The 11,331-nt window shown below is 73.0% G+C and carries 11 protein-coding genes; 8 read left to right on the top strand and 3 right to left on the bottom strand.

The features are described 5' to 3' along the window. From ABZ951_RS32610 to ABZ951_RS32595, 4 genes are all read left to right on the top strand, one after another. Window positions 1–276: flavodoxin-dependent (E)-4-hydroxy-3-methylbut-2-enyl-diphosphate synthase (locus tag ABZ951_RS32610; RefSeq protein ID WP_361281589.1), on the top strand; the 276-nt coding region annotated here is incomplete at its 5' end. A 157-nt stretch (window positions 277–433) separates the two neighbouring features. Then, on the top strand, window positions 434–1,279 hold the full coding sequence (locus ABZ951_RS32605) for a GNAT family N-acetyltransferase (protein ID WP_344093599.1): 846 nt from the start codon (window positions 434–436) through the stop codon (window positions 1,277–1,279). A 40-nt stretch (window positions 1,280–1,319) separates the two neighbouring features. Beyond that, window positions 1,320–1,853 (top strand): GNAT family N-acetyltransferase, encoded by a 534-nt coding sequence (locus ABZ951_RS32600; protein ID WP_344093597.1) that lies wholly within the window; start codon window positions 1,320–1,322, stop codon window positions 1,851–1,853. A 99-nt stretch (window positions 1,854–1,952) separates the two neighbouring features. After that, window positions 1,953–3,650, top strand: a complete 1,698-nt coding sequence (locus ABZ951_RS32595) for a proline--tRNA ligase (RefSeq protein WP_344093595.1) — start codon at window positions 1,953–1,955, stop codon at window positions 3,648–3,650. A gap of 91 nt (window positions 3,651–3,741) precedes the next feature. Here ABZ951_RS32595 and ABZ951_RS32590 read toward each other — a convergent pair whose 3' ends face one another. Genes ABZ951_RS32590 through ABZ951_RS32580 form a run of 3 tightly spaced genes read right to left on the bottom strand, consistent with a single transcriptional unit; the run spans window position 3,742 to window position 5,695 of the window. Next, window positions 3,742–4,671 carry an aminoglycoside phosphotransferase family protein gene (locus tag ABZ951_RS32590; RefSeq protein WP_344093593.1) on the bottom strand — a complete coding sequence of 310 codons (930 nt, stop codon included), beginning with the start codon at window positions 4,669–4,671 and terminating at the stop codon, window positions 3,742–3,744. A 29-nt stretch (window positions 4,672–4,700) separates the two neighbouring features. After that, the gene (locus tag ABZ951_RS32585; protein ID WP_361281584.1) at window positions 4,701–5,177 is read right to left on the bottom strand and encodes a ferritin-like domain-containing protein; all 477 of its coding nucleotides are present in this window, start codon (window positions 5,175–5,177) and stop codon (window positions 4,701–4,703) included. Continuing rightward, window positions 5,174–5,695 carry a hypothetical protein gene (locus tag ABZ951_RS32580; RefSeq protein ID WP_344093589.1) on the bottom strand — a complete coding sequence of 174 codons (522 nt, stop codon included), beginning with the start codon at window positions 5,693–5,695 and terminating at the stop codon, window positions 5,174–5,176. The genes ABZ951_RS32585 and ABZ951_RS32580 overlap by 4 nt, the downstream gene beginning before the upstream one ends. 169 nt (window positions 5,696–5,864) lie before the next feature. On the opposite strand from ABZ951_RS32580, the gene rimP reads away from it, so the two are divergent. The 4 genes from rimP (at window position 5,865) to infB (ending at window position 11,147) form a co-directional block, all read left to right on the top strand. After that, a complete protein-coding gene (gene rimP, locus ABZ951_RS32575) occupies window positions 5,865–6,398 on the top strand; it encodes a ribosome maturation factor RimP (RefSeq protein ID WP_344093587.1) in 534 nt (177 codons plus the stop codon). 2 nt (window positions 6,399–6,400) lie between these two features. After that, window positions 6,401–7,390 (top strand): transcription termination factor NusA, encoded by a 990-nt coding sequence (gene nusA / locus ABZ951_RS32570; protein WP_344093585.1) that lies wholly within the window; start codon window positions 6,401–6,403, stop codon window positions 7,388–7,390. Window positions 7,391–7,582: 192 nt separating this feature from the next. Then, the gene (locus tag ABZ951_RS32565; RefSeq protein WP_344093583.1) at window positions 7,583–7,861 is read left to right on the top strand and encodes a YlxR family protein; all 279 of its coding nucleotides are present in this window, start codon (window positions 7,583–7,585) and stop codon (window positions 7,859–7,861) included. A 175-nt stretch (window positions 7,862–8,036) separates the two neighbouring features. Beyond that, entirely contained in the window at window positions 8,037–11,147 is a 3,111-nt protein-coding gene (infB, locus tag ABZ951_RS32560; protein ID WP_361281579.1) for a translation initiation factor IF-2, read from the top strand. Window positions 11,148–11,331: the final 184 nt, after the last annotated feature.

Genomic DNA, 11,331 nt, shown 5'->3' with positions numbered 1-11,331 from the left:
GACCAGGTCAGCGCCGGTCTGGAGGGCATGGAGGTGCCGCTGCGCGTCGCCGTCATGGGCTGTGTCGTCAACGGCCCCGGCGAGGCCCGCGAGGCCGACCTGGGCGTCGCGTCCGGCAACGGCAAGGGCCAGATCTTCGTCAAGGGCGAGGTCATCAAGACCGTCCCCGAGTCGAAGATCGTCGAGACCCTCATCGAGGAAGCCCTCAAGCTCGCCGAGCAGATGGAGAAGGACGGCGTCGCCTCCGGCGAGCCCGAGATCAGCGTCAGCGGCTGACCTTCGCGCACCCCTCCGGCGCACGCCGTGCCCCGCTCCCCGGAGCGGGGCACCGCCGTATCCGCGCACGTAGGAAGTACTGCCGGAGGCATAGAGGTACAGTTCCAGAACCTGTTCCCCTTGGCCACCGGCCCGCGACGGTGAGGCAAACCGACACGTGTTGACGACGACCACCACCAAGGTCCTGGAGCCCGGCGAACTCGACGCTGCCCTCGCCGTCCTCGACCGCGACCCCGTCGCCAACGCCTTCGTCGCCGCCCGCGTCCAGGTCGCCGGGCTCGACCCCTGGCGGCTCGGCGGAGAGATGTGGGGCTGGTACTCCGGCGGCCGGCTCGAATCCCTGTGCTACGCCGGCGCCAACCTCGTCCCCATCTGCGCCGGACCCGACGCCGTGCGCGCCTTCGCCGACCGCGCCCGCCGCGCCGGCCGCCGCTGCTCCTCCATCGTCGGGCCCGCCGAGGCCACCACCGAGCTGTGGTCCCTCCTCGAACCGCACTGGGGCCCCGCCCGCGAGGTCCGCGCCCACCAGCCCCTGATGGTCACCCGCTCCATGCCCGTGGACGTCGAGCCCGACCCGTTCGTCCGCCGCATCCGCAAGGACGAGATGGACGTGATCATGCCGGCGTGCGTCGCCATGTTCACCGAGGAGGTCGGCGTCTCCCCGCTCGCCGGGGACGGCGGGCTGCTCTACCAGGCCCGCGTCGCCGAGCTCGTCGGCTCCGGCCGCTCCTTCGCCCGCATCGAGGACGGCCGGGTCGTCTTCAAGGCGGAGATCGGCGCCGCCACCGCACGGGCCTGCCAGATCCAGGGCGTCTGGGTCGCCCCCGAACACCGCGGGCAGGGCCTGTCGGAGACCGGCATGGCCGCCGTCCTGGGCTACGCCCTGCGGGAGGTCTCCCCGGTCGTCAGTCTCTACGTCAACGACTACAACACCGCGGCCCGCGCCGCCTACCGCCGGGTGGGCTTCGAGGAAGTCGGCGCGTTCATGAGCGTCCTGTTCTGACCAGGCCGTCCGTAGCCGGGCGTAAGGGTAGCCTCCCCGCATGGATGACATCGTGGTCGGACCGCTCGACCTCGCCGCGCGGGTGGACGACGCGCTGGCCGTGCAGGCACTCGCCTTCGGGCTGACCGCGGACGAGATCGGTGTCCGCCGGCACATCGTGCTCCGGCACCTGACGTCCCCCGGGGCGCGCGCCCTGGGCGCGACCACCCCCGGCGGCCGCCTCGTGGGCTTCGTCTACGGCATGCCCAACGACCGCGGCCACTGGTGGTCCGGGGTCGTCGAACCGTACCTGCGCGCCACCGGCACCGACGGCTGGCTCGACAACGCCTTCGTCATCACCGAGCTGCACGTCCACCCCGACTTCCAGAAGCGGCGGATCGGACGGAACCTCATCACCGCGCTCACCTCGTCCGCGAACGAACCCCGCAGCATCCTCTCCGCCATCGACACCGAGAGCCCGGCCCGCGCCCTCTACCGCACACTGGGCTACCGCGACCTCGCCCGGCCGGTGCACTTCCCTAGCGCGCCGAGTCCGTATGTCGTGATGGGGGCGCCGTTGCCGTTGCTGGGGTGAGGGGGCGCGGGCCGGGCCGGGCGCGGGCAAAGCGTTTCCCGGCTGTCGGTGCCTGCCGTTAATCTCCTGGCAATCGCACTACGCACGCAGGAGACCACGATGGCCAACGTCCAGCGCATGTCCACGACGATGCTCAAGACACTGCGCGACGACCCGGCCGACGCCGAGACCGCCAGCCACAAGCTGCTGGTCCGCGCCGGTTACGTCCGCCGCACGTCCGCGGGCGTCTGGACGTGGCTGCCGCTCGGCAAGAAGGTGCTGGAGAACGTCTCCCGCGTGGTGCGCGAGGAAATGGACGCCATCGGCGGCCAGGAGGTCCTGCTGCCGGCCCTGCTGCCCAAGGAGCCGTACGAGCAGAGCGGGCGCTGGGAGGAGTACGGCGATCTCCTCTTCCGCCTGAAGGACCGCAAGGGCGCGGAGTACCTGCTGGGGCCCACCCACGAGGAGATCTTCACCCTGACGGTCAAGGACCAGTGCACGTCCTACAAGGACCTGCCGGTGATCCTCTACCAGATCCAGACGAAGTACCGCGACGAGGCACGGCCCCGCTCCGGAGTGCTGCGCGGCCGCGAGTTCCACATGAAGGACTCCTACTCCTTCGACACCACCGACGAGGGCCTGGCCGAGGCGTACCGGCTGCACCGCGAGGCGTACACCCGCATCTTCGAACGCCTCGGCCTCGACTACCGCATCGTCTCCGCCGTCTCCGGCGCCATGGGAGGGTCGGCGTCCGAGGAGTTCCTGGCCCCGGCCGCGGCCGGCGAGGACACCTTCGTCGACTGCCCGGCCTGTGACTACGCCGCCAACACCGAGGCCGTGACGGTCTCCGTGCCCCCCGCCGACCCCGCGGGCCACGGGCCCGTCGAAGAGCTCGACACCCCCGACACCCCCACCATCGAGGCGCTCGCCCGGCACCTGGGCGTCCCCGCCTCGGCGACCCTGAAGAACCTCCTCGTCAAGGTCGACGGCGAGATCACGGCCGTCGGCGTCCCGGGCGACCGCGAGGTCGACCTCGGCAAGCTGGGCGAGCACCTGGCCCCGGCCGTCGTGGAGTTGGTGACGGCCGAGGACTTCGCCGGCCGGCCCGACCTCGTGCGCGGCTACGTGGGCCCGCAGGGCCTGACGGTCCGCTACCTCGCCGACCCGCGCGTGGCCCCCGGCACCGCCTGGGTCACCGGCGCCAACAAGCCGGACACCCACGCCCGCAACGTCGTCTGCGGGCGGGACTTCGAGGTCGACGACTACCTCGACGTGGTCGTCGTCGAGCCGGGCGACCCCTGCCCCCGCTGCGGGACGGGCCTGGAGATCGGGCGGGCCATCGAGATCGGCCACATCTTCCAGCTCGGCCGGAAGTACGCCGACGCCTTCGGCCTCGACGTCCTGGGCCGCGAGGGCAAGCCGGTCCGGGTCACCATGGGCTCGTACGGCATCGGCGTCTCCCGGGTGGTGGCCACCCTCGCCGAGCAGACCCACGACGAGGCCGGCCTGTGCTGGCCCCGCGAGGTGGCCCCGGCCGACGTGCACGTCGTCGCCGCGGGCAAGGCGGTGCAGACGGAACTCGCCCTGGAGCTCGCGGAGAAGCTCGGCGCGGCGGGGGTGCGCGTCCTGGTCGACGACCGGGCCGGCGTCTCGCCGGGTGTGAAATTCACCGACGCGGAGCTGATCGGCGTGCCGACGATCCTCGTCGTCGGGCGCGGGGCGGCGAGCGGTGTGGTGGAGCTCAAGGACCGGCGCACGGGTGCGCGCGAGGAACTGCCGGTGGGGGAGGCGCTGGAGCGGGTGGCGGCGCTGGTCTGAGGGTTCCCCCTCACCCCACCCCTTCCGGTGACCGAGGCTCCGCCTCGGACCCCGGTCCTCAAACGCCGGACGGGCTGACAGCCCGTCCGGCTCACAGCAACCCCGCGAACTCCAACAGCAATTCACCGCGCGGCCGCGCCCCCGCGGCGAGTTCGCGCGTGCCCGCCTCCACCGCGCGGAAGACCGTCCAGCCGCGCAGCCGTTCCGCGTCGACCTCCAGGGAGTCCGCCAGCTTCGCCACCCGGCGGCGCGCCGCCGCGCCCGCTCCGGGCGCGGCGAGCAGCGTGTCCACCCGGTCGCCGGCCAGCCACGCCAGGTCGTACGCCCGCTCGCCCACCAGCGGCCGGGGGCCGACGGCCAGCCACGGCACCCGGTCGGCGGCCAGCACCGAACCCTGGTGGTACTCGCCGTGCAGCAGGGAAGGAGTCTCCCCGCCGCCGTCCGCCAGGGCGTCCCGCAGCTCCAGGGCCTCGTCCAGGACGCCCCGCACGTCCGCCGCCCACGGCTCCTCGCGGTACCCGCGCAGCGCGTCCGCCAGGGCGGCGGTGTGCGCGGCGACTCCGGGGAACGCGTGGCCGTCCGCGGGCGGCGACCACAGGCGCTGGAGCACCCCGGCCGCTTCCAGCTGGGCCTTCGCCTCCGCCAGGGAACGCAGGCTGATGTCGCCGTGGAGCCGCTCCAGCAGCAGCACCCCCGCCTCCGGGTCGGCCCGCAGCACCCGCACGGCGCCCCGGCCGTTCCAGTGGGCGAGGGCCGCGTGCTCCCGCACCGCCGACCCGTCCGGCACGCACAGCTTCAGCGCGGCGGGCGTGCCGTCGGCGCCGTGCACGAGCACGACCATCCCGCTCCGGCCGCCCGGGGTCTGCACCCGCTCGGGCGTCAGCTCCCAGCGCTCCAGGTACTCACCGACCCGGGCCGGCAGCCCCGCGAGCCACGCGCGGGCCACCTCGTCCGCGGACTCCGCGCCCAGGGTGCGCACCAGCCGCTCCGGCGGTCCGAGGCGGTCGTTCGCATTGGTCATCCCTGCGCTGTCCTTTTCGTCTTCGCTGTTCAGGAGCGGTGCGGCGAACCGCTCGGGGAGCCGCCGGGCGCGGCCCGCTCGGCGAGCCCAGGGAAGGCTACGCTGCCGCCGCGCCACCGCACCGCGCGCACCGCCGCCTCCCGCAGCGCCGCCGCCGCATCCCGGCGCAGCGCCCCGCCCGCGGCGCGGACGAGGTCGGCGTAGACGCCCGCGAGCCGGCTCTCCAGCTCCGCGGCCAGCCGCACCGCGGCCGCCTCGTCGGTCACGGCGAACGGCAGCGCGTAGCCCGCGGCCGCCGCCTCGGGCGTGCCGCCGAGCTCCCGCACGGCGCGGCCCATCGCGTCGCGCCGCGAGCGGTGCGCGTCGTACCCCTCGCGCGCCTCCGCCGACCGCTCCTCGCCGATCCGCGCGCCGACCACTCCGTACCCGTACACGGCGGCGTGCTCGGCCGCCAGGGCGGCCTGCGCCGCCGCCAGTTCCCCGCCTCCCGCCCCGGTGGCCGTCACGGCGCACCACCGAGCAGATAGGCGTGGGCGGCGCCCGCCGCGGCGACGGAGGCCAGGAGCCGGGCCAGCTCGGCCGGTGCGGTGACGAGGGCGGCGGACCGGGCGTCGGCCGTGCGGCGCTCGGCCTCGGCGAGGGCGGCCAGGGCCGCCTTCTCCTCGCCGGGCACGTTCTGACGGGCCGTCGGGGCCGGAGCGGAAGCCGACGGGGACGCCGCCGCACCCGCGCCGAACGCCTCCGCGTGCCGGACCACCTCCGCGCGCAGGGGGCCGAGCCGGGACGCGAGCGCCGGGTGGGCGGCGAGCGTGGCGTCGTACCGCTCCAGCAGCGCCGCCGACTCCCGGCCGGCGGTGGCCCGCAGCCGGCCGGCGGCCGCCGGGCCCGCGGAGGCCGCGGAGTCGCCGGAGCACCCGGCCAGCAGCACCGCGGAACCCCCGGCCGCGAGGGCCGCCGCGCCCCCTGCCAGTACCCTGCGTCTGCGCGGGCCGGACGGGCCCCGCGTCGTCGAGTCGAGCGCCACGATCCTCTTTCCGCCGGTCCTGTCATGATCGCCGCACGCGAGCGTACCGGCGAGCGGTGGCGGCGCCCGGGAGCGGGGACCGAATCGTCAGCCGGCTGCCGGAACAGATAGGCTTTGACCTGACACGCGACTTTCCCACAACAGCACACGCGGCCGAGGAGTCACCCGGATGAGCACCACCCAGAGCGAGAGGCTGCGCGAATTGCTCGCCCCTCTCGTCAGCGCGCGAGAGCTGGATCTGGAAGAGGTCGAGGTGACCACGGCCGGCAAGCGGCGTGTGCTGCGCATCGTGGTGGATTCCGACGCGGGTGTCGAGCTGGACGAGTGCGCCGAAGTCAGCCGCGCGGCCTCCGAGAAGCTCGACGAGACCGACGCCATGGGCGGCACCCCGTACGTCCTGGAGGTCACCTCCCCCGGCGCGGACCGCCCCCTGAGCGAGCACCGCCACTACGTGCGGGCCACCGGGCGCCTGATCAAGATGCAGCTCACCGAGGGCGGTGAGCTGGTCGCCCGCATCGTCGCGGTGGACGACACGGGGCTCGACCTCGAGGTGCCCGGCGTGAAGGGCCGCAAGCCCACGTCCCGGTGGATCGCCTTCAGCGAGATCGCGAAGGCCCGCGTGGAGATCGAGTTCAACCGTAAGAGCGCGGAAAAGGCCGAAGCGGCCGCTGACGAAACCGACGAGAACCAAGAGGAGGCGTAGCCGTGGACATCGACATGAGTGCCCTGCGGGGTCTGGTGCGAGAGAAGGAGATCTCCTTCGACCTGCTGGTCGAGGCGATCGAGTCGGCCCTCCTCATCGCGTACCACCGCACCGAGGGAAGCCGCCGCCGGGCGCGGGTCGAGCTGGACCGGTCGACCGGGCACGTGACGGTCTGGGCCAAGGAGGACCCGCAGGACCTGGAGGAGGGCGAGGAGGCCCGCGACTTCGACGACACCCCGTCCGGCTTCGGCCGGATCGCCGCGACCACCGCCAAGCAGGTCATCCTCCAGCGTCTGCGCGACGCGGAGGACGAGATCACTTTCGGTGAGTTCGCGGGCCGCGAGGGTGACGTCGTCGCCGGCATCGTCCAGCAGGGCAAGGACCCCAAGAACGTCCTGGTCGACATCGGCAAGCTGGAGGCCATCCTGCCGGTGCAGGAGCAGGTCCCCGGTGAGGAGTACAAGCACGGCACCCGGCTGCGGACGTACGTCGTGCGCGTCGCCAAGGGTGTGCGCGGTCCGTCCGTGACGCTCTCGCGCACCCACCCCAGCCTGGTGAAGAAGCTCTTCGCCATGGAGGTTCCGGAGATCGCCGACGGTTCGGTGGAGATCGCCGCCATCGCCCGCGAGGCCGGCCACCGCACCAAGATCGCCGTCCGGTCCACCCGTTCCGGCCTGAACGCCAAGGGCGCCTGCATCGGCCCGATGGGCGGCCGGGTCCGCGCCGTCATGGCCGAGCTGCACGGCGAGAAGATCGACATCGTCGACTGGTCGGACGACCCGGCGGAGCTGGTGGCGCACGCGCTGTCCCCCGCGCGGGTGAGCAAGGTCGAGGTCGTGGACTTCGGCGCGCGCTCCGCCCGGGTGACGGTGCCGGACTACCAGCTGTCTCTGGCCATCGGCAAGGAGGGGCAGAATGCCCGGCTTGCCGCCCGGCTGACGGGCTGGCGCATCGACATCCGTCCCGACACCGAGCAGTCCGACCGGGACTGACCGGAGCCGACGCGGGCTGACCAGGGCGGATACGCCCCGGTCGGCACAGGGCCCGGAAGAGTTTTCCGAGCCGGGCGCCGGGGTCCGCGCGGAGCGGGCCCCGTACCGGGCCACGAATCGTGGCCGAAACGTATGCGTGCCCGATCGCTGCCCCCCAGGGGTGGGGTCGGCGCGGGGAGGTAGACTTAATCAGTGTCTGGCCGGACGCATGCCCGCGCATGCCCTGAGCGAACCTGTGTGGGATGCCGGGAGCGAGCGGCCAAGGGCGATCTGCTGCGGATCGTGGTGATCGATGGCGCTTGCGTCCCCGATCCTCGCGGTACGCTGCCCGGCCGGGGTGCGTCCGTGCACCCCACACTGGTCTGTCTCGACCTGGCGGTCCGCCGTCGGGCGTTCCCCAGGGCCTTCCGGTCCCAGGGCCCGCTCGATACCGCGGAGCTGCGCCGGCACATCGAACAGATCGATGAGTAGAGGCAGCACCGGCAGGCAACACCGTAAGAAGAGAACGGCACGGGTCACCGTGCGGTCAGGTACCTCGCGAGTTGGAAGTAGGTCGAGATTGCGATGAGCACTCGATGAGTACGCGATGAGTACGCCCATGAAGTAGCGACGGTCCGGTGGACACCCCGGACCTAGAAGGAGCGAAGTGGCTAAGGTCCGGGTATATGAACTCGCCAAGGAGTTCGGAGTAGAGAGCAAGGTCGTCATGGCCAAGCTCCAAGAACTTGGCGAATTCGTCCGTTCGGCGTCCTCGACGATCGAGGCGCCGGTCGTCCGTAAGTTGACTGACGCATTGCAGGGGCCCGGCGGCAACGCCGGCAAGTCCGCTGCGAAGCCCGCGGCGCCGCGCAAGGCAGCGCCCGCGAAGCCGGGTGCCCCCACTCCGGGCGCCCCCCGTCCCGCTGCCCCGGCTCCCAAGCCGGCCGCGGAGACCGCCGCACCCAGCACTCCCAGCACCAAGCCCGCCGCGGGTGGGCCCACGCCCGGCCCGCGTCCGGGTCCGAAGCCGGCTCCGGCCAAGCCCGCGCCGGTCACCCCGGTGCCCGCCGCGGAGTTCTCCGCGCCGGCCCCGGCTCAGCAGGCCCAGCAGGCTCAGCCCCAGCAGGCCCCCTCCGGCGCGCGTCCCGGCGCCACGCCCGGCCCGCGTCCGGCTCGTCCGGCGCCCGCCGGCCGTGACGGCGGCCAGCGTGACGGCGGTCAGCGCGAGGGCGGTCGTCCCGAGCGCGCTCCGCGCCCCGGCGGCCAGGGCGCCCCGCGCCCCGGTGGCGCCCGTCCGGCCGGTCCCCGTCCGGGCAACAACCCCTTCACCTCCGGTGGCTCCACCGGCATGGCCCGCCCGCAGGCGCCCCGTCCCGGTGGCGCCCCGCGTCCCGGCGGCGACCGTCCCGGCCCGGGCGCCCCGCGTCCGCAGGGCGGCCCCGGTGGCGCTCCGCGTCCCCAGGGTCAGGGCGGCGCCCGTCCGAGCCCCGGCGGCATGCCCCGTCCGCAGGGCGGTCCCGGTGGCGCTCCGCGTCCCGGTGGCGCCCCGGCGGGCAACCGTCCGAACCCCGGCATGATGCCGCAGCGTCCGGCTGCCGGCCCGCGTCCGGGCCCCGGTGGCGGCGGCGGTCGCGGCCCTGGTGCCGGCGCGCGTCCCGGCGGCGGTGCCGGTCGTCCCGGCGGCGGCGGCTTCGCCGGCCGTCCGGCCGGTCCCGGTGGCGGCGGTCGTCCCGGTGGCGGCGGCGGCTTCGCCGGTCGTCCCGGCGGCGGTGGCCCCGGCGGCGGTGGCGGCGGCTTCGGCGGCCGTCCCGGCTTCGGTGGCCGTCCCGGCGGCCCGGGTGCCCGTGGTGGCACGCAGGGTGCGTTCGGCCGTCCCGGCGGTCCGGCGCGTCGTGGCCGCAAGTCGAAGCGGCAGAGGCGCCAGGAGTACGAGGCCATGCAGGCCCCGTCCGTCGGCGGCGTGATGCTGCCCCGCGGCGGCGGCGAGACCATTCGCCTGTCGCGCGGTGCCTCCCTCACCGACTTCGCGGAGAAGATCGGCGCCAACCCGGCGTCGCTCGTCGCCGTGATGATGAACCTCGGCGAGATGGTCACGGCCACGCAGTCGGTCTCCGACGAGACGCTGCAGCTCCTCGGCGGCGAGATGAACTACACCGTTCAGATCGTCAGCCCCGAGGAGGAGGACCGCGAGCTGCTCGAGTCGTTCTCCATCGAGTTCGGTGAGAACGAGGGCGGCGAGGAGATGCTCGTCTCCCGTCCGCCGGTCGTGACCGTCATGGGTCACGTCGACCACGGTAAGACCCGACTGCTGGACGCGATCCGCAAGACGAACGTCGTCGCGGGCGAGGCCGGCGGCATCACGCAGCACATCGGTGCGTACCAGGTCGCCACCGAGGTCAACGGCGAAGAGCGCGCGATCACCTTCATCGACACCCCGGGTCACGAGGCGTTCACCGCCATGCGTGCCCGTGGTGCCAAGTCGACCGACATCGCGATCCTCGTGGTGGCGGCCAACGACGGTGTCATGCCGCAGACGATCGAGGCGCTGAACCACGCCAAGGCGGCCGACGTGCCGATCGTGGTCGCGGTCAACAAGATCGACGTCGAGGGTGCCGACCCGACCAAGGTGCGCGGTCAGCTCACCGAGTTCGGTCTGGTGGCCGAGGAGTACGGCGGCGACACCATGTTCGTCGACATCTCCGCCAAGCAGGGTCTGAACATCGACAGCCTGCTGGAGGCCGTGGTCCTCACCGCGGACGCCTCGCTCGACCTGCGCGCCAACGCGGAGCAGGACGCGCAGGGTATTGCGATCGAGGCCCACCTCGACCGTGGTCGCGGCGCCGTCGCCACCGTGCTCGTCCAGCGCGGTACCCTCCGCGTCGGTGACACGATGGTCGCCGGTGACGCCTACGGCCGAGTCCGCGCGATGCTCGACGACAAGGGCCAGAACATCGAGGAAGCGGGTCCCTCGACCCCCGTCCTCGTCCTGGGTCTGACCAACGTCCCGGGCGCCGGCGACAACTTCCTCGTCGTCGACGAGGACCGCACGGCCCGCCAGATCGCCGAGAAGCGCGCTGCGCGTGAGCGCAACGCCGCCTTCGCCAAGCGCACCCGCCGGGTCTCCCTCGAGGACCTCGACAAGGTGCTCAAGGCCGGTCTGGTCCAGGACCTCAACATCATCATCAAGGGCGACGCGTCCGGTTCGGTGGAGGCTCTCGAGTCCTCGCTGCTCCAGCTCGACGTCGGCGAAGAGGTCGAGATCCGGATCCTGCACCGCGGTGTGGGTGCGGTCACCGAGTCGGACATCAACCTGGCGACCGGCTCCGACGCGATCGTCATCGGCTTCAACGTCCGTGCGGAAGGCCGTGCCACGCAGATGGCCGACCGCGAGGGCGTCGACGTCCGGTACTACTCGGTCATCTACCAGGCGATCGAGGAGATCGAGGCGGCCCTCAAGGGCATGCTGAAGCCCGAGTACGAAGAGGTCGAGCTCGGTACGGCGGAGATCCGCGAGATCTACCGCTCGTCCAAGCTGGGCAACATCGCGGGTGTTCTCATCCGCTCGGGCGAGGTCAAGCGCAACACCAAGGCGCGCCTCATCCGCGACGGCAAGGTCATCGCGGAGGACCTCACCATCCAGGGTCTGCGTCGCTTCAAGGACGACGTCACCGAGATTCGGGAAGGCTTCGAGGGCGGTATCAACCTCGGAAACTTCAACGACATCAAGATCGACGACGTCATCGCGACGTACGAGATGCGCGAGAAGCCGCGCGGCTGATCCGCGTCACAGCAGTCCGTGCGTAGCGCGGTCCACCAGGGGTGGTGGCCGGGCGACGGGCGGGCCCGGGGCCGATCGACGGATTATTTCGGTGGGTAGGGCCCCCGCCGGGGGGGGAAGGGAAGTAGGGAAAAACTGGGGGTGGGGTAAAATTTGGAAACATGAGGGGATTTTATGGGTGTGG

The sequence above is a fragment of the Streptomyces sp. NPDC046215 genome, assembly GCF_040646215.1.
GTDB lineage: Bacteria > Actinomycetota > Actinomycetes > Streptomycetales > Streptomycetaceae > Streptomyces > Streptomyces stramineus.
Note: the sequence above shows the minus strand (reverse complement) of the source record. Positions and strands in the feature narration are given on the sequence as shown.